This window comes from Achromobacter sp. GbtcB20 (genome assembly GCF_019091095.1).
Lineage (GTDB): Bacteria > Pseudomonadota > Gammaproteobacteria > Burkholderiales > Burkholderiaceae_B > Achromobacter > Achromobacter mucicolens.
The window spans coordinates 58,639-75,556 of sequence record NZ_JAGXJZ010000002.1; the positions used below are offsets into that span (position 1 = coordinate 58,639).

The window sequence follows — 16,918 nt, forward strand, 5'->3', positions numbered from 1 at the left end:
CTTCGGGCTGCTTTTTTTTCCCCCCTTGACGCCGGACAATCGGTCAGGGGGTGGCGCATTCCGACCACTCGGTTACATTAACGCCCGTGTCCCCACTTTCCATTTCCACCCCGGCCCGGCTGACGTCGGTCGCCACCGCAAAACTGCCCCGCCTCATCCTGCTGGGCCTGTCCCTGGCCTACATCGTGGCCGGGCTGTTCATGCGCGACCCGTGGAAAACCGACGACGCCGTCGGACTGGCGACCATGATCACCGCGATCCGCGAAGGCGGCCTGACCTGGCTGCTGCCGCAGGTGGGGCATCTGGCGCACGCCGAGGAAGGTCCGCTGATCACGTGGGTGGGCGCGATCAGCATCTGGCTGTTTGGCCCGTTCATCGGCGACATCACCGCCGGCCGCCTACCCAACCTGCTGTGGTTCGGGATCACGGCCTCGAGCGTCTGGTACGGCACGTACCTGCTGGGCCGCCGCGCCGAGGCCCAACCGCTGGCGCTGCCCTTCGGCGGCGAACCCGAACCCCGCGACTATGGCCGCATGCTGGCCGACGCCGCCCTGCTGCTGCTGCTCGCCACCGTCGGCATCCTGCAGCGCACCCATGAAACGACGGTCATGCCCGCGATCATGGCCTGCCAGGCGCTGGCGTTCTATTCGCTGGCCCGCACCGTGGACCGCCCCGTCACCGGCTCCACCACACTGGGCATCGCGCTGGCCGCCAGCTTTCTGACGCGCGGCTGGGTCGGCGCCCTGCCCATCATGATCGGCGCGGCGCTGGCCTTCTATCCGCGCAGCCCGCTCTGGAAATGCAAGCGCTGGCTGCTCTGGGCCGCAGTGCTGGCCGCCGGCCTGATCCTCGCCTGGTGGATCCCGGCCAGCCAGGGCAGCGAATACTGGATCCGCAACTGGAAGACCTGGAACCTGTCGTCGTTTGCCATCCCGGGCCTGCATGACGCCGCCCGCACGCTGCGCGACCTGCCGTGGTACCTGTGGCCGACCTGGCCGCTGGCGCTGCTGGCCATCTGGCGCTGGCGTGCCTGGATCCATGCCCCGCACATCTGGGTGCCCCTGATGCTGCTGGCGTGCTCAACCGTCATCCTGTTCTTCGTGGACGAGGCCGGCGACTCCGAATTCGTGTTGCTGGCCGTGCCGTGCGCGGTGCTGGGCGCGTTCTCGCTTCCCACCCTGCGCCGCGGCGTGGTGAACACGCTGGACTGGTTTGCCGTCATGTGCTTTTCGCTGACCGTGGCCACCGCCTGGCTCGGTTGGGTGGCGCTGCATTTCCATTGGCCGGCGCAGATTTCCCGCAACATCGCCCGCCAGACCACCGGCTATGAGCCCGTGATCTCGTGGGTGGCCTTTGCCCTGGCCGTCCTTTTCACGCTGGGGTGGATCGTCCTGGTCGTATGGCGGCTGCGCGTGCGCCCGCAGGCGCTCTGGCGCGGCACGGTGCTGTCGGCTGGCGGCCTGACCGTGACCTGGATCCTGCTGGTGCTGCTGTGGCAACCCGCGGTGGACTACGCGCGCAGCTATCGCACCGTGTCGGGCCAGCTGGCCGAGGCCATCGCGCAGCACAAGCGTCCCGGCGAGTGCATCCGCGGCCTGAGCCTGGGCAGCGGGCAACGCGCCTCGTTCCTCATCTTCAACAACCTGTCGTTCCCGTTCGACACGCGCTGCACGCTGGTCCTGCAACAGACCACCAATCAAAGCCTGCGCGACGGCACCGCTGCCTACAGCGAAGGCGCCGAAGTCCTCTGGCAAGGCGGCCGCCGCGCCGACCGTTCCGAAACCTTCCGCCTGCTGCGCACCGGCGCCAAGCCATGACCCCTGCCTTGACGGCGCCGATGACCTTCGGCGCCACCCTGCGCGGGATCCTCAAGCAGGCCTGGCCCGTGCTCATCAGCCAGTGGGCCAGCATTTCGTTCGGCGTGCTGGACACCGCCATGACGGGGCATTCCAGCCCCGACGACCTGGCGGCGATGGCGCTTTCCGCTTCCATCTACATCACGATCTTCGTCGGCCTGATGGGCGTCGTGCATGCCCTGATCCCGATCCTGGCGCAGCAATTCGGCGCCGGCAACAACCTGGAAGTCGGCAAAAGCTGGGGCCAGGGCGTGTGGCTGGCGCTTGGCCTGTCGGTCGTGGGCGCGGTGCTGATGCTGTTTCCGGACATGTGGCTCTTCATGTCGGGCGATGTTGCCCCCGGCGTGCGCGACCGCATCGCGTCCTACCTGCAGGCGCTGGTCCTGGCGCTGCCCGCCGCGCTGGTGTTCCGCACCATCTATGCGCTGGGCACCGCGGTGTCGCGGCCCAAGCTCGTCATGGCCATCAACCTGTCCATCATCGGCTTCAAGGCGCTGTTCAACTGGATCTTCATCTACGGCAAGCTGGGCCTGCCCGCGATGGGCGCGGCCGGCGCGGGGCTGGCCACGGCCGTGGTGTCCTGGATGAGCCTGGGCCTGGGCCTGTGGGTGATCACGCACGACCGCTACTACCGCCGTTTCCAGCTGCGCATCGGCAAGCCTGACTGGAAGGCGCTCAAGGAACTGCTGCGTCTGGGCGTCCCGATGGGCGGCTCTTACCTGGTCGAGGTGTCGGCGTTCACCTTCATGGCGCTGCTGGTGGCGCGCGAGGGCACCTTCGTGACCGGCGGGCATCAGATCATGTCGAACCTGGCCGCGCTCTGCTACATGATGCCGATGGCGCTGGGCGTGGCGACCGCCGCGCTGACGGCGCAGGCCATCGGCGCGGGCAACTACGCGCATGCGCACCGCACCGGCATGGCCGGCCTGGCGCTGGGCCTGATAGGCGCGCTGCTGACGGCCGCCGTGCTGCTGATCGGCCGACCGCTCATCCTGGCCGCGTACACGGACGACGCCGCGGTCGCTGCCGTGGCGACCACGTTGCTCGCCGTCCTGCCGCTGTTCCATCTGTTCGATTCGATGCAGTGCATCAACTCGTACCTGCTGCGCGCCTACAAGATCGCCGTCGTGCCGCTGATCCTGCAGACGGTCGCGCTGGCCGGCGTGGGACTGGTGGGCGGCTGGTGGTTCGGCTTCGGTCCCGGCCAGGGCGGCATCGACGGCCTGCGAGACCTGCTGGTGCCGGGATCGCCGCAAGGCGCCGGCAGCATGTGGCTGATGGCCATGTTCGGCCTGGCGTTGTCGGCCGCCCTGCTGCACTTCTGGTACCGGCGGATCCTGCGCACCGTGGGTCAGTAGTGACGGCGCAATAAAAAAAGCAGCCTTGCGGCTGCTTTTTTTTTACTTCGGACGCTTGTCGATCACCCGGCGCGCCTTGCCGGTCAATGTGCGTTCCACATGCCCGGCATCCGACACCTGGATGCGCGCGCTGACGCCAATGTGCGTCTTGACCGCGTGCTGCAACTGCTTGCCCAGGTTGGCGCGCTCCGCGTCGGAAAGGCCCGAGAACTCGGCGCGCACTTCGGTCAGGATCTCCAGCTCGTCCATGTTGCCCGTGCGGCTCAGCACCAGCTGGTAATGCGGCGCAAGCTGCGCGATCTTCAGGACCAGTTCTTCCACCTGCGTGGGGAACATGTTCACGCCGCGCACGATCAGCATGTCGTCGCTGCGGCCCGTGATCTTGCCGATGCGGCGCATGCTGCGCGCCGTGGGCGGCAACAGGCGGGTCAGGTCGCGCGTGCGGTAGCGCACGATGGGCATCGCTTCCTTGGTCAGCGACGTGAACACCAGTTCGCCCGGTTCGCCGTCGGCCACCGGTTCGCCCGTGTCCGGGTTGATGATCTCGGCGTAGAAATGATCTTCCCAGACGACCGGACCGTCCTTGGTCTCGACGCATTCGCTCGCCACGCCCGGGCCCATCACTTCGGACAGGCCATAGATGTCGACGGCGTCGATGCCGGCTTCGGCCTCGATGTCGGCGCGCATCTGGCCCGTCCAGGGTTCGGCCCCGAAAATGCCGATGCGCAGCGAGCTTTGACGCGGATCGATACCCTGGCGGCGTTGCTCTTCCAGGATGTTGCAGAAATAGGAAGGCGTGACCATGATGATGTCCGGACGGAAATCATTGATCAGCTGGACCTGCTTTTCAGTCTGTCCGCCCGACATCGGAATGACCGTGCATCCCAGGCGTTCGGCTCCGTAGTGCGCGCCCAGGCCGCCCGTGAACAGCCCGTAGCCGTAGGCCACGTGAACCGTATCGCCGGGCTTGCCGCCCGCCGCGCGGATCGAACGGGCCACCAGGTTGGCCCAGTTGTCCAGATCGCCCTGCGTGTAGCCCACCACGGTCGGCTTGCCGGTCGTGCCGCTGGACGCGTGGATGCGCGAGATGCGCTCGCGCGGCACGGCAAACATGCCGAACGGATAGTTCTCGCGCAGTTCTTTCTTGGTGGTGAACGGGAACTTCGAAATATCGGACAACTGCTTCAGGTCGTCCGGGTGCACGCCGGCTTCGTCGAACGCCTTTTTGTAGTGCGGCACGTTTTCGTACGCATGCTTGAGGGTCCACTTCAAGCGGTCCAGCTGCAGCGCCCGCAGCTCGTCCTGGCTGGCATGCTCGATAGGATCCAGTCCCGGCTTGCTCATGGTGTTGGGCATGATGATGTCTCTCTTCTCTTTGGTTCTGTAATGCAGTCAGGCGTCCGCGGGCGTCCCGACGATCTGGCCCTTGATGCGGTACGAACGTCCCCGGAACAAGGCCACGTTGCGGCCGTCCTGGTTGGTCACGGTGACGTCGTAGACGCCGGTGCGGCCAGCGAGCGAACGCTCCTGGGCCACGGCGGTCAGCAGGTCGCCCTCGAATCCCGGCGCCAGATAGTCGATCGTGCAACCCGACGCCACGGTGCTGACATTGCGCGAATTGCACGAGAACGCGAAGGCGCTGTCGGCCAGGGCGAAGATGAAGCCGCCGTGGCAGGTCTTGTGGCCGTTCAGCATGTCGGGCCGCACCCGCATGGTCAGCCGCGCGTAGCCCGGCGCCATTTCCTCGACCTTCATGTCCAGGCCTTGCGAGGCCGCGTCGCCGGCATACATCACCGAGCCCACGGCCTGCGCCAGTTCCTGCGGATCGGCCGGCACTTCAACGGGGGGAACGTGAACGCCCATCATTGCCCCTTGAACTGCGGTTCGCGTTTGCCCAGGAACGCGGCCACGCCTTCGGCATAGTCGGCGCTGCGGCCCAGTTCGCGCATCATGTCGCGCTCCAGGTCCAGCTGCGTGGACAGGTCATTGCCCAGGCTGGCCTGCAGCGCCCGCTTGGTGAACGCCAGGCCCTTGGTGGGCGCGGACGCGAAATGCGTGGCCAGGCGCTCCAGCGCGGCGTCGAATTCCTCGTCGGCCACGCATTGCCAGATCAGGCCCCACTCTTCTGCCTGCTTGGCGCTCAGCTTGTCGCCCAGCATGGCCAGGCCCATGGCGCGGGCGCGACCCACCAGACGGGGCAGCGCGAACGTGCCGCCCGTATCCGGAATGAGCCCCAGGCGGCAGAACGACTGGATGAAGTTGGCCGACGCCTTGGCGATGACGATGTCGCCCGCAAACGCCAGATTGGCACCCGCCCCCGCGGCCACGCCGTTCACGCCCACCACGACCGGCATGGGCAAGGCGCCCAGCCGGCGCACCAGCGGCGCGTAGAACTTGTCGACGGTCTCGCCCAGATCGGGCGGCGTGCCGTCGGGCGCGGGCTTGCGCTCGCTCAGGTCCTGGCCGGCGCAGAAACCGCGGCCGGCGCCCGTCAGCACCAGCACGCGCGCGCCTTCGGTTTCGACGCGGGTCAGCGCGTCGGCCACTTCCGCGTGCATGTTGGCCGTGAAGCTGTTGAGCTTGTCCGGGCGGTTAAGCGTCAGGCGCGCGATGCCGCCCGACAGGTCGAATTGAATATCCTGGTAGGTCATGTGCGATCGCCCGGCTTAGATGTGACGGCGGGTTTGCACCACGCGGAAGCGGTTGGAGACGAACGCCGTGTCCGACAGCGCCGCGTTGGCCGCCGGGTTGGCGCCGGTGCCATGGAAGTCGCTGAAGGCCGCGGTCTGATTGACGAACACCGCGCCGGTCAGGTTCAGCGACAGCGATACGCCCGACACTTCGGCGGCGTCCTGGATCTGCTCGGCCACGCGCTCGTCCGTGGTGTAAGCGGACAGGGACAGCGCGCCGTGCTCGATGACGCTGTCACGCGCCAGCTGGATGCTGTGCGCCGTGGAATCGGTGGCCACGACAAACGCGATGGGACCGAACCACTCCTGGCTGAGCGCCGGGTTGCCGGCCTCGGTGCGCAGCAGCAGCGGCGTGCGCACGCGCGCGTTCTCGAACTGCGGATGGACCAGCGTCTTGCTGTCGGCCACGACCGGCAGACCCAAGGCGCGCGCCTTCTCGATGCGCTCGACGATGCCTTCGTTCTGGATGGCGCCCGTCAGTTCGACGGCCTTGGCGGCGTCGGCGCCGACCTTTTCCAGCGCCACGCCCAACGCGGCGGCCACGTCGTCGAAGCTGACCCGGCCTTCGGGCGTGTTGATGCCGTCGCGCGGCACGTAGATGTTTTGCGGCGCCGTGCACATCTGGCCGGAATACAGGGCCAGCGAGAACGCCAGGTTACGGGCCACGCCCTTCAGGTCCGAGGTCGAATCGATGATGACCTGGTTCACGCCGGCCTTCTCGGTGTAGACCTGGGCCTGGCGCGCATTGTTCTCCAGCCAGTCGCCGTTGGCGGTGCTGCCGGTGAAGTCGACGATCTTGACCGCGGGGTCCAGCGCCAGCTTCTGCGCGGTGTCGTCGCCCGCTTCATGGGCGGCAAGCTGCACGACGTCGGGATCGAAGCCGGCTTCCTGCAGCACTTCGCGCGCCACCTTCACGGTGATGGCCAGCGGCAGGATTGCGCCCGGGTGCGGCTTGACGATGACGGTGTTGCCCGTCGCCAGGCTGGCAAACAGCCCGGGGTAGCCGTTCCACGTCGGGAAGGTCGAGCAGCCGATCACCAGCGCGACGCCGCGCGGCACGATCGTGAAGTGCTTTTCCATGCGGATGGGATCGTTCTTGCCCTGCGGCTTTTCCCAGACGGCGACGCCCGGAATGCGCGACATCTCCTGCCAGGCGTAGGTGACGGCTTCAAAGCCGCGGTCCTGCGCGTGGGGGCCGCCGGCCTGGAAGGCCATCATGAAGCCCTGACCGGTGGTGTGCTGGACCGCGTAGGCGATCTGGAAGCTGAGCTTGTTCAGGCGCGCCAGGATTTCCAGCGACACGCCCACCCAGGCGTGGGGACCGGCGCGGCGCCAGTCTTCGAGGGCGCGCTTGGAAGCGGCGATCAGCTTGTCGGCCGGCACGCGCGGATAGGTGATGCCCAGGTCGAAACCATAGGGCGATTTTTCGCCGCCCACGACGCCGTCGGCATCGTGCAGGTTCAGCGGAAAGGGCTTGCCCTTGAGGGCTTCAAAGGCGGCGCGGCCCTCGTCGTTGGCGGTCTCGCCATAGTTGCGCGGGCTGGGCGACTCGGCAAACGGGCTCCAGTAGCCGCGCAGCGCGGCGGCTGCCAGGGATTGTTCCAGCAGGGGCTGGTGGCGTTCGAAGAATTTCTGGGACACGCTTGTCTCTCCAATAAGATTTGAATGCTTGCCTGGCGCGCGCCGGGTCAGGTTTCCTGGTCGAAGTCGATGACCAGCCGGTCGCTGACCGGGAAGCTCTGGCAGCTCAGGATGAACCCGCGCGCGACCTCATAGTCTTCAAGGGCGAAGTTGGCGTCCATGTCCACCTCGCCTTCAATCACCTTGCAGCGGCAGGTGGAACACACCCCGCCCTTGCACGAATACGGCAGTTCGATGCCCTGCGCCAGCGCCGAATCCAGCACGCTGTCCTTGTTCTTGTCGATGACGAACATGCGGCTATGCCCGTCCTGCACCACGGTGACCTCGCACTGTCCCTTGCCGGGCGCCTGGCGGGCGTCCTGCCCGGTGCGCAGCGCGCGCGGGCCCTTCGGCGCGCCGAAGAGTTCGAACTTGATGTTCGACTTCGGGATGCCGCGCGCCTGCAACCGTTCGACCACGCTCTCCGTCATGGTCTGGGGACCGCACACAAAAGCGTAATCGATATCCTCCGGGCTCATCCAGGCCGACATGAGCTGATCGACCTTGTCCCCGTCCAGGCGCCCGTTGAAGAGCTCGATGTCCTGCGTCTCGCGGCTCATGACGTAGACCAGCGAAAAGCGGTCCATGTACAGGTTCTTCAGGTCTTCGATTTCCTCGCGGAACAGCACCGCGGACGACGCGCGGTTGCCGAAGAACAGGGTGAACTTGCTCTTGGGTTCGGTCGACAGCGCCGTCTTGACCAGCGAAAAGACAGGCGTGATGCCGCTGCCCACCGCGAAGGCCACATAGTGGCGCTGGTTCTCGGGAGAGAAATCCACCGTGAAGTTGCCGGCCGGCGCCATGACTTCGAGCGTCTGGCCAGGCTGCAATTCGTGATTGGCCCAGCTGGAGAACACGCCCTCGTCGACCTTCTTGATCGCCACGCGCAGGAGCTTGTCGCGCGGCGCCGAACAGATCGAATACGAACGGCGCAGTTCTTCGCCGTTGAGCTGCGTGCGCAGCGTCAGGTACTGGCCGGGCTGGAAGGCAAATTCTTCCGTCAGCGCCTCGGGCAGGTCGAAGGTCACGACCACGGCGTCGCGCGTGTTGCGCGCGACGGACGCCACCTTCAAAGCATGGAATTGGTTCTGGCTCATCTCGAAACCACTCTTTAGTGAGTCTTGAAATAATCGAAGGGCTCGCGGCACGAGACGCAGCGATACAGCGCCTTGCACGACGTGGACCCGAAATTGCTGACCAGGCGCGTGTCGCGCGACCCGCAGCGCGGGCAGGCGATGGCCGGCGCGGCCTCGCGGCGGCTGATGCCCGAGATGTCGATGGCGCGTTCGGCGGGGGCCGCGATGCCGTAACCCTTGAGGGCCTCGCGGCCTTTTTCGGTCATCCAGTCGGTCGTCCAGGCGGGCGCGAGGCGCGTTTCCACCCGGACCTCGGGCACGCCGTGGCGTTCGAGCGTCTGGCGGATGTCCTGCGTGATTTCGCGCATGGCGGGGCAGCCCGAATAAGTCGGCGTGATGACGACGACACAGGCGTCGCCGTCCCACGACACATCGCGCACCACGCCCAGGTCCACCACGGACAGCACGGGGATCTCCGGATCGGGAACCTCCTGCAGCCAGGCGTAGACCTGGTCGGCGGAAATGGGCGCGAGCGCGTTCACCACGTGGCTCCCGGGTAGGCGCGGGGCAGGTATTGCATTTCAGCCAGCACGTAGCCCAGCGCCTCGGTGTGCTTGCCCTGGCGGCCGCCGCGGTGCGCCGCGTGGTTTGCGGCCGCCTCGTCGGGCACCGTCAAGGTGGCTTCTTCCAGCACTTCGCGCACGTGCGCAAGCCAGGGCTGGCGCAGCGCGGCCAGCTCACAGCCGATGCCGCGCGCCGCGAGGTCCTGGTCGATGGCGTCATCGGCGAAGAGCTCGCCGGTGAAACGCCACGCGTCGTCGATGGCGGCCTGCATCTTGGCGTGGCTTTCGGCCGTGCCGTCGCCCAGACGCACCACCATGTCGGAGGAACGCCGCACGTGATAGGTGACTTCCTTGAGCGACTTGGCCGCGATGGCCGCAACGCGCTCGTCGGCGGACGTCTCCAGGCGCTGCAGCAGGAAGTAATGCCACACGTCGAACAGGAATTGCCGCGCCATGGTGTCGGCATAGTTGCCGTTGTCGCGCTCGACCAGCAGCGCGTTGCGGAATTCGTGCGCGTCGCGCAGATAGGCCAGCGCGTCCTCGTCGCGGCCCGCGCCCTCGACCTCGCCGGCCAGCGTCAGCCACATGCGGGCCTGGCCCAGCAGGTCCAGCGCCGTGTTGGTCAGCGCCAGGTCTTCTTCCAGGATCGGACCGTGGCCCGTCCAGGCGCCCAGCCGCTGCGACAGGATGAGCGACGTGTCGCCCAGACGCAGCAGGTATTCAAAGAGTGCTTTATCCATGTCTCCCCCACCCGCCTTACATGTGCTTGATTTCTTCAGGCATCGGGAAGAAGGTCGGATGCCGGTAGACCTTGCTGTTGGCCGGCTCGAACAGCGGATCCTTGTCGCCCGGGCTGCTGGCCGAAATATCGGAGGCGCGCACCACCCAGATGCTCAGGCCCTCGTTGCGGCGCGTATACACGTCGCGGGCATGATTGATCGCCATTTCCGCATCCGGGGCATGCAGGCTGCCCACGTGCTTGTGCGCCAGGCCGTGCTGGCTGCGGATGAAGACTTCCCACAGAGGCCAGTCTTTGCTCATGATGGATTTCCTCTAATGCCGGGGCGCATGGCGCCAACGGTCTGCAATAAATGAAATTGGGAACTGCGAATGCCAGAAATTTGACCGATCCCGAAGCGCCAGCAAGGGCCAGCGGGGCCGCGCGGATCCGGGCTCCGCCGGTCCGCTGCGGCGCCCCCATGGGGGGGAAGCGCGCAGCGCTCCGGGGGGGAACCACCTCAAGCGGCTTTACGGGCGGACTGCTTTTCGGCGTGGGCGACCAGCGCGTCGCGCACCCAGGCGCCGTCCTCGTGCGCCTTGACGCGCGCGGCGAGGCGTTCGCGGTTGCAGGGGCCGTTGCCCTTGAGCACGGCGTAGAACTCGGTCCAGTCGATTTCGCCGAAGTCGTAGTGACCGCGCTCGGCGTTCCACTTCAGGTCAGGATCCGGGACGGTCAGGCCCAGGTACTCGGCCTGGGGCACGGTCTGGTCCACCATCTTCTGGCGCAGCTCGTCGTTCGAGAAGAGCTTGATCTTCCAGGCCATCGATTGGGCGCTGTTGGGCGAATCCGCATCCGAGGGGCCGAACATCATCAGGGCCGGCCACCACCAGCGGTTCAGCGAGTCCTGCACCATCGCCTTCTGTTCGGGCGTGCCGTGCAGGCACATCTGCATGAGCAGGTCATAGCCCTGGCGCTGGTGGAAGGACTCTTCCTTACAGACACGCACCATGGCCCGCGCGTACGGGCCGTACGAACACCGGCACAGGGGAATCTGGTTGATGATCGCCGAGCCGTCGACCAGCCAGCCGATCATGCCGATATCGGCCCAGCTGAGCGTGGGGTAATTGAAGATGCTGGAGTACTTGGCGCGCCCGGCGTGCAGGTCGTCGATCAGGTCGTCGCGCGACACGCCCAGGGTTTCCGCGGCGCTGTACAGGTAGAGCCCGTGGCCCGCTTCGTCCTGCACCTTGGCCAGGAGGATGGCCTTGCGCTTGAGGGACGGCGCGCGGGTGATCCAGTTGCCTTCGGGCAGCATGCCCACGATTTCCGAGTGCGCGTGCTGCGAGATCTGGCGAATCAGGGTCTTGCGGTAGGCCTCGGGCATCCAGTCCTTGGCCTCGATGCGGACGCCGTCGTCGATGCGCCGCTGGAACGTCTGTTCCAGGCCTTCAAGCTGGTCCGCGGTCTTGACCTGCTTGACGCCGGTTTCGACGAGTTGAGCGTACATAGTTGTCTCCTTGAGACGGTTTGCGAAAACGCAAAGCAAACGCTGCGCAGTGCCGTCATGTCATCGATCGATTATTTAATACAAAAAATTCATTGTCAAACTCAAATCTGTATCACATTGGATTTATGTATCATATCCAGCATCCCGATATCGGCCGTCCGCGGCCCTCCTTATGGCAAACCCTCAGTCGCCCCTGGAACGCGCCCTGTCCCGCTTATTGAAAAGCGATCCGCCCCGCGCGAAATCGCTCTGCGTCAGCGTGCTGGGCGATGCCCTCGCGCCCCACGGCGGCGCCATCTGGCTGGGCAGCCTGATCGAGCTGCTCGCCCCGCTGGGCATCAACGAACGCCTGCTGCGCACCAGCGTCTTTCGCCTGGTGGCGCAGAACTGGCTGCAGTCCGAACGGCACGGCCGGCGCAGCCTGTACCTGATCTCCGAGCAAGGCGCGCGGTATACGTCGCACGCGTCGCAACGCATCTACGAAGGCGGCGCCAAGGAATGGAACGGGGAATGGACGCTGGTCGCGCTGCCCCGCACGGGCAACGGACTGGCTGAACGCGGCGAGTTGCGCCGCGAATTGACCTGGGAAGGCTTCGGCATGATCGCGCCGGGGCTGTTTGCGCATCCGCACACCGAGGCGCGCGCCGCGCACGAGATCCTTGAGAAGCTGGGCATTCCGGACCGCGCCCTGGTGCTGTCGGCCCGCGATCTGGCCGGGGCCGGCGGGCTGCCCATCGCCAGCCTGGCCACCCAGTGCTGGAACCTGGACGACGTGGCCGAGCAATACCGGCAGTTCTCGCGCAATTTCGGCCCGCTGGAAAAGCTGCTGGACGACGCGCCCTCGCCCGCAGACGCATTTACCGTCCGCGTCATGGTGCTGCACAGCTGGCGCCGGATCGTCTTGCACGACCCGCAGCTTCCCGCCCCCATGCTGCCGGACAACTGGCCCGGCCACGCCGCCCGCGACCTATGCGGCCGGCTCTACTGGAAGGTATTCGATCCGTCCGAGATCCACCTGGATGCCCTGGCCGGCCAGGACAACGAACGCTATCGCCCGCTGTCGCCCGAGGTCGAAACCCGGTTTGGCGGACGGCCGGCCTGAGCTGCCCCCTCCCCGGTGCGGCAGCTCAGCGGTCTGCGCTGTCGGCGGGCATGACGACGCCCAGCGTATCGACGTGGCACTCTCCGGCGGCCGCGCGTCCCGCGCCGGGAAGCGACAGCCCGCGGCTGACCGCAATGAAAGATAACGTCCACCGCGCCTGAATCGGGCGGCCCAGCGCCGCCCCGCTGTCGGCCTCGATGCCGCTGGGCACATCCAGCGCCAGCACCGGCACCTGCAAGGCATTGACCGCATCGATCAGGGATTGCCATTTGGCATCCAGGGGACGGTTCAGACCGATGCCGAACAGGCCGTCCATCACCAGATCAGGGGACGGTCCGTCAGGCAGGTCTTCATGCGTGCGCGCTTGTCCGCCAGCGGCCAGCCAGCCGGCCCAGGCACGGGCAGCGTCGGCGGGCAGCTTGCCGGGGCCGGAAGGCAGCACCACATGGACATCGAAGCCCCGCGCCAGCAGCAGCGTGGCCGCTTCCAACGCGTCCCCGCCGTTATTGCCGGGACCGGCCAGGGCAAGCGCCGAGGCCTTCGCGGGAACCCGCGCGGTAACGAAGTTGGCGGCCGCGGCGCCCGCAAGCGGCATCAGGGTGCGCCCGGATGCCAGGGCGCGCTGCTCTGCAAGACGGATCTGCGCGACGGAGTAGGACGGCATAAGCGAAGCGCGGCGGCAAGGCCGTGTGTCGTTCGGAACCCGGCGGTCCGCCGCCGGTCTCAGACCTTCAGGAAATGCTCGCGGTAGTACTTGAGTTCGTCGATGGACTCGTAGATGTCGGCCAGCGCTTCGTGGCGGCTCTTTTTCTCGAATCCCTTGTAGACGGCGGGGGCCCAGCGGCGCGCCAGCTCCTTGAGCGTGCTGACGTCCAGGTTGCGGTAATGGAAGAACTGTTCCAGGCGCGGCATGTACGCAAACATGAAACGGCGGTCCTGGCTGATGGTGTTGCCGCACATCGGCGATTTTCCGGCCGGCACATGCTGCGCAAGGAACGCCAACAGCGTATCCTCTGCCTGCGCCTCGGACACCGTGGAGGCCTTGACCTTGTCGATGAGCCCGCTTTTGCCGTGGGTGGATTTGTTCCAGCTGTCCATGGCGTCGAGCAGGCTGTCGGATTGGTGCACAACAATCACCGGCCCTTCGGCCACGACCGTCAGGTCAGGCTCGGTCACCACGACGGCGACTTCGATAATCCGTTCTTTCTCGGGGTCCAGCCCCGTCATTTCCATGTCGAGCCAGATCAGGCGGTTTTCGTTCGCAGCCATATAATTTGCCTTTAAAACACGCGATTTTCGCACATCCCTTCTTGAGCAAAACGCATTGCCCATGTTCACACTGCTGTTCGTTGCCTTCCTGCTGACCGATATTGCCGTGCGCATGTGGCTGGCGTCGCGCCAGATCCGCCACGTCGCCCGCAATCGGGACCAGGTGCCTGCGGAATTCTCCCATCGCATCGGGCTGGCCAGCCACCAACGGGCGGCCGATTACACCGTGGCGCGGGTCAGGCTGGGCATGCTCGAACGCACCTACGACGCCCTCGTGCTGGTCGCCCTGACGCTGTTGGGCGGGCTGCAGTTCATCGACCTTGCGGTCAGCCAGCTTACCAGCAACGACTTCGTGCGGCAGATGCTGCTGCTGGTGACCGTGGCGCTGGTGCTGGGGTTGCTGGGCCTGCCCTTCACGCTCTGGCGCCAGTTCAAGCTGGAAGCGCGCTTTGGCTTTAACCGCATGACGCTCGGGCTGTTCGTGGCCGATGCCCTCAAGGGCCTCCTGGTCGCCGCCGTGCTGGGCTTGCCGCTGGCCGCCGCCGTGCTGTGGCTGATGGGCAGTGCAGGCGCCTACTGGTGGATCTGGGCCTGGGCGCTCTGGACGGTGTTCAACCTGGCGCTGCTGATCATCTACCCGATGTTCATTGCCCCCCTATTCAACAAGTTCACGCCGCTTTCCGACCCCGAACTGGCCGGCCGCATCCAGCGCCTGGCCCAGCGCTGCGGCTTTGCCTTGAACGGGCTCTTCGTCATGGACGGCTCACGCCGCTCGGCGCATGGCAACGCCTACTTCACCGGCTTCGGAAAATCCCGCCGCATCGTGTTCTTCGACACCCTGCTCGCCCGCCTGAACGCCGACGAAATCGAAGCCGTGCTGGCGCACGAGCTGGGGCATTTCGCCAAGCGTCACATCATCAAGCGCGTGGTCTTCAGCTTTGCCGCCGCGCTGGTGTTCTTTGCCATCCTGGGTTGGGTCGCGCAGCAACCGTGGTTCTATGTGGGCCTGGGCGTGCTGCCGCAACTGGGTGGCCGCAACGACGCCATGGCCCTGTTGCTGTTCTTCCTGGTCATTCCCGTATTCACCTTCATGTTGACGCCGCTTGCCAGCTGGTATTCCCGCCGCGACGAATTCGAAGCGGACCGCTATGCCGCCGAGCAAAGCTCGCCGGACCGCCTGGTTTCCGCGCTGGTCAAGCTGTACGACGACAACGCCGCCACCCTGACGCCCGACCCCGTGCATTCCGCCTTCTATGACAGTCATCCGCCTGCCGCCGTGCGCATCCGCCACCTGATGGCGGCCGCCGCATGAGCCCGCCAATGGAAGGCCGCATCATCGCCGCGCATGGCCGCCACTACACCGTGGAACTGGCCGACGGCGCGCTACGCAAATGCTTCCCGCGCGGCAAGAAGACCGGCGCCGCGGTGGGCGATCGGGTCAAGATCACGCCGCAAGGCAAAGACGAAGGCGCCATCGACGCCATCCTGCCGCGCAGCAACCTGCTCTATCGTTCCGACGAAATGCGGTCCAAGCAGTTTGCGTCCAATGTGGACCAGCTGTTGATCGTCGTGGCCGTGCGGCCCACCTTTTCGGACGACCTGACCGGCCGCGCCTTGGCGGGCGCCTGGAGCGCGGGCATCGCGCCGCTCATCATCCTGAACAAGACGGACCTGACCGACGAGCTGCCGGCCGCCCGCGCGCGGCTTGCGCCCATCGCGGCGCTGGGCGTGGATGTCATCGAACTGAGCGCGCTCGAGCCCGAAAAGGTCCACACCCTGCTCGCGCCGCGCCTGGCTGGCCGCACCAACCTGCTGCTGGGGCAAAGCGGCATGGGCAAGTCCACGCTGCTGAACGCACTGGTGCCGGACGCCGCCGCCGCCACGCGCGAGCACTCCACCGCGCTGGACATGGGCAAGCACACCACCACCAGCACCCGGCTCTACCATCTGCCGGCGCCGGGCGGCGACCTGATCGATTCGCCGGGATTCCAGGCTTTCGGGCTGCATCACCTGACCCGCGAAGACATCATCCGCGGTTTTCCGGAGTTCACGCAGCCCATCGAGGAATGCCGTTTCTACAACTGCACCCACCGCCACGAGCCCGGCTGCGGCGTGATGGCGGCGTTGCAGGCCGGCAGGATCGATCCTGCACGCTACGCGCTGTACGAACGCATCCTTGAGGAAAATCTGGCGGGCCAGCAGCGCTACTGACGCTTGGCGCCGCGCCATTGAAAACGGCCCCAATCGGGGCCGTCAGCGTGTGCGGGTCGCGCCCCCCCCCCCCCCTGCCCCAGCGCGTCAGCGCGGCGTGAATCCGTGGCGCAGCAGGTGATAAAGATTGCGCAGCATGCCCGCAGTCGCGCCCCAGATGAAATGCTTGCCATACGGCATGCCGTAATACTGGCGCACCCGCCCATCATCCAGCCGGGCTTCGTACAGGCGGTGATTGGCCGGGTCCATCAGAAAGGACAGCGGCACCTCGAACACCTCGGCCACCTCGAACGCATCGGGCGCCAATTCGAACCCCGGCCGCACCAGCGACACGACGGGAATGATCGAAAAGCCGGTCGCCGTCAGGTACGGCGGCATGCTGCCCAGGACTTCCACGTGATTGGCCGGCAAGCCGGTTTCTTCTTGCGCCTCGCGCAGCGCCGCCGCCACGGGCGTGGCGTCGCTGGTCTCGATGCGACCGCCGGGAAAACTGATCTGGCCCGCGTGATCATGCAGGTGCGCCGCACGCTGCGTCAGCATGATGTTCACGCCCTCGTCACGGGTCACCAGCGGAATCAGCACGGCGGCAGGCACCGGCGCGCCCTCTCGTCCGGGATAGCGCAGATCGTTGTCACGCGATAACTCCAGCGTCCAGGTGGACGGCTGGCTCAGCGTGCCCCGCAGCGAGTCCGGCGTGAGCAGGCGGGTCGGCACGGGCGGCAGCGATTCGTTGGCCACCACCCACGGTTGCGTCGCGGGATCGAAGCCGGGACGCGCCAGCGGCCGTCGGGGCCGCGCGGAAGACGAGGAATCAGACATACGGCTCAGAAATAAGAAAAAAGGCACCCTCGCAGGTGCCTTTTTAACCCGGAAACCCGTGCCGGA

At 66.4% G+C, this 16,918-nt stretch carries 17 protein-coding genes; 5 read left to right on the forward strand and 12 right to left on the reverse strand.

Annotated elements, in window-relative coordinates; all coding sequences use genetic code 11:
• The first annotated feature begins 86 nt into the window (after positions 1–86).
• Both KVT32_RS03085 and KVT32_RS03090 read left to right on the forward strand, forming a co-directional pair.
• On the forward strand, positions 87–1,817 hold the full coding sequence (locus tag KVT32_RS03085; protein WP_152383793.1) for a glycosyltransferase family 39 protein: 1,731 nt from the start codon (positions 87–89) through the stop codon (positions 1,815–1,817).
• Positions 1,814–3,214, forward strand: coding sequence for an MATE family efflux transporter (locus KVT32_RS03090; protein WP_152383792.1), 1,401 nt, complete (start codon positions 1,814–1,816; stop codon positions 3,212–3,214). The genes KVT32_RS03085 and KVT32_RS03090 overlap by 4 nt, the downstream gene beginning before the upstream one ends.
• 42 nt (positions 3,215–3,256) lie before the next feature.
• Here KVT32_RS03090 and paaK read toward each other — a convergent pair whose 3' ends face one another.
• The 9 genes from paaK to paaA all read right to left on the reverse strand — a co-directional run bounded on the left by paaK (position 3,257) and on the right by paaA (position 11,451).
• Positions 3,257–4,570 (reverse strand): phenylacetate--CoA ligase PaaK, encoded by a 1,314-nt coding sequence (paaK, locus tag KVT32_RS03095; RefSeq protein ID WP_062838629.1) that lies wholly within the window; start codon positions 4,568–4,570, stop codon positions 3,257–3,259.
• Positions 4,571–4,606: 36 nt separating this feature from the next.
• Positions 4,607–5,077 (reverse strand): hydroxyphenylacetyl-CoA thioesterase PaaI, encoded by a 471-nt coding sequence (gene paaI / locus KVT32_RS03100; RefSeq protein WP_152385435.1) that lies wholly within the window; start codon positions 5,075–5,077, stop codon positions 4,607–4,609.
• On the reverse strand, positions 5,077–5,865 hold the full coding sequence (paaG, locus tag KVT32_RS03105) for a 2-(1,2-epoxy-1,2-dihydrophenyl)acetyl-CoA isomerase PaaG (protein WP_175156250.1): 789 nt from the start codon (positions 5,863–5,865) through the stop codon (positions 5,077–5,079). The genes paaI and paaG overlap by 1 nt, the downstream gene beginning before the upstream one ends.
• A 15-nt stretch (positions 5,866–5,880) precedes the next feature.
• The gene (paaN, locus tag KVT32_RS03110; RefSeq protein ID WP_062838628.1) at positions 5,881–7,545 is read right to left on the reverse strand and encodes a phenylacetic acid degradation protein PaaN; all 1,665 of its coding nucleotides are present in this window, start codon (positions 7,543–7,545) and stop codon (positions 5,881–5,883) included.
• A 47-nt stretch (positions 7,546–7,592) separates the two neighbouring features.
• On the reverse strand, positions 7,593–8,681 hold the full coding sequence (gene paaE, locus KVT32_RS03115) for a 1,2-phenylacetyl-CoA epoxidase subunit PaaE (protein WP_056322336.1): 1,089 nt from the start codon (positions 8,679–8,681) through the stop codon (positions 7,593–7,595).
• A 14-nt stretch (positions 8,682–8,695) separates the two neighbouring features.
• On the reverse strand, positions 8,696–9,202 hold the full coding sequence (gene paaD / locus KVT32_RS03120; protein ID WP_152383789.1) for a 1,2-phenylacetyl-CoA epoxidase subunit PaaD: 507 nt from the start codon (positions 9,200–9,202) through the stop codon (positions 8,696–8,698).
• A complete protein-coding gene (gene paaC / locus KVT32_RS03125; RefSeq protein WP_062838627.1) occupies positions 9,199–9,963 on the reverse strand; it encodes a 1,2-phenylacetyl-CoA epoxidase subunit PaaC in 765 nt (254 codons plus the stop codon). Before paaC ends, paaD begins: the two co-directional genes overlap by 4 nt.
• Before the next feature lie 16 nt (positions 9,964–9,979).
• Positions 9,980–10,264, reverse strand: a complete 285-nt coding sequence (paaB, locus tag KVT32_RS03130) for a 1,2-phenylacetyl-CoA epoxidase subunit PaaB (RefSeq protein ID WP_006388300.1) — start codon at positions 10,262–10,264, stop codon at positions 9,980–9,982.
• Between the two features lie 197 nt (positions 10,265–10,461).
• Positions 10,462–11,451 (reverse strand): 1,2-phenylacetyl-CoA epoxidase subunit PaaA, encoded by a 990-nt coding sequence (gene paaA / locus KVT32_RS03135; RefSeq protein WP_056322331.1) that lies wholly within the window; start codon positions 11,449–11,451, stop codon positions 10,462–10,464.
• Positions 11,452–11,623: 172 nt separating this feature from the next.
• Here paaA and paaX point away from each other — a divergent pair, with 172 nt between their 5' ends.
• A complete protein-coding gene (gene paaX / locus KVT32_RS03140; protein WP_175156251.1) occupies positions 11,624–12,553 on the forward strand; it encodes a phenylacetic acid degradation operon negative regulatory protein PaaX in 930 nt (309 codons plus the stop codon).
• 25 nt (positions 12,554–12,578) lie between these two features.
• Here paaX and KVT32_RS03145 read toward each other — a convergent pair whose 3' ends face one another.
• Both KVT32_RS03145 and orn read right to left on the reverse strand, forming a co-directional pair.
• On the reverse strand, positions 12,579–13,217 hold the full coding sequence (locus KVT32_RS03145) for an NAD(P)H-hydrate epimerase (protein ID WP_217617702.1): 639 nt from the start codon (positions 13,215–13,217) through the stop codon (positions 12,579–12,581).
• Positions 13,218–13,276: 59 nt separating this feature from the next.
• The gene (gene orn, locus KVT32_RS03150) at positions 13,277–13,822 is read right to left on the reverse strand and encodes an oligoribonuclease (RefSeq protein ID WP_142050072.1); all 546 of its coding nucleotides are present in this window, start codon (positions 13,820–13,822) and stop codon (positions 13,277–13,279) included.
• 61 nt (positions 13,823–13,883) lie between these two features.
• On the opposite strand from orn, the gene KVT32_RS03155 reads away from it, so the two are divergent.
• Positions 13,884–15,134, forward strand: a complete 1,251-nt coding sequence (locus tag KVT32_RS03155; RefSeq protein WP_175235443.1) for a M48 family metallopeptidase — start codon at positions 13,884–13,886, stop codon at positions 15,132–15,134.
• The gene (gene rsgA / locus KVT32_RS03160; RefSeq protein ID WP_217617703.1) at positions 15,131–16,033 is read left to right on the forward strand and encodes a ribosome small subunit-dependent GTPase A; all 903 of its coding nucleotides are present in this window, start codon (positions 15,131–15,133) and stop codon (positions 16,031–16,033) included. Before KVT32_RS03155 ends, rsgA begins: the two co-directional genes overlap by 4 nt.
• An 87-nt stretch (positions 16,034–16,120) precedes the next feature.
• Here rsgA and KVT32_RS03165 read toward each other — a convergent pair whose 3' ends face one another.
• Positions 16,121–16,852 (reverse strand): CoA pyrophosphatase, encoded by a 732-nt coding sequence (locus KVT32_RS03165; protein WP_056322314.1) that lies wholly within the window; start codon positions 16,850–16,852, stop codon positions 16,121–16,123.
• Positions 16,853–16,918 lie beyond the last annotated feature (66 nt).

Coding starts and splice junctions, on each gene's coding strand:
- paaI (WP_152385435.1), bottom strand. CDS start 5,077: ATGGGCGTTCACGTTCCCCCCGTTGAAGTGCCGGCCGATCCGCAGGAA.
- orn (WP_142050072.1), bottom strand. CDS start 13,822: ATGGCTGCGAACGAAAACCGCCTGATCTGGCTCGACATGGAAATGACG.
- KVT32_RS03090 (WP_152383792.1), top strand. CDS start 1,814: ATGACCCCTGCCTTGACGGCGCCGATGACCTTCGGCGCCACCCTGCGC.
- paaG (WP_175156250.1), bottom strand. CDS start 5,865: ATGACCTACCAGGATATTCAATTCGACCTGTCGGGCGGCATCGCGCGC.
- paaA (WP_056322331.1), bottom strand. CDS start 11,451: ATGTACGCTCAACTCGTCGAAACCGGCGTCAAGCAGGTCAAGACCGCG.
- paaC (WP_062838627.1), bottom strand. CDS start 9,963: ATGGATAAAGCACTCTTTGAATACCTGCTGCGTCTGGGCGACACGTCG.
- KVT32_RS03165 (WP_056322314.1), bottom strand. CDS start 16,852: ATGTCTGATTCCTCGTCTTCCGCGCGGCCCCGACGGCCGCTGGCGCGT.
- KVT32_RS03155 (WP_175235443.1), top strand. CDS start 13,884: ATGTTCACACTGCTGTTCGTTGCCTTCCTGCTGACCGATATTGCCGTG.
- rsgA (WP_217617703.1), top strand. CDS start 15,131: ATGAGCCCGCCAATGGAAGGCCGCATCATCGCCGCGCATGGCCGCCAC.
- KVT32_RS03145 (WP_217617702.1), bottom strand. CDS start 13,217: ATGCCGTCCTACTCCGTCGCGCAGATCCGTCTTGCAGAGCAGCGCGCC.
- paaX (WP_175156251.1), top strand. CDS start 11,624: ATGGCAAACCCTCAGTCGCCCCTGGAACGCGCCCTGTCCCGCTTATTG.
- paaK (WP_062838629.1), bottom strand. CDS start 4,570: ATGCCCAACACCATGAGCAAGCCGGGACTGGATCCTATCGAGCATGCC.
- paaE (WP_056322336.1), bottom strand. CDS start 8,681: ATGAGCCAGAACCAATTCCATGCTTTGAAGGTGGCGTCCGTCGCGCGC.
- paaB (WP_006388300.1), bottom strand. CDS start 10,264: ATGAGCAAAGACTGGCCTCTGTGGGAAGTCTTCATCCGCAGCCAGCAC.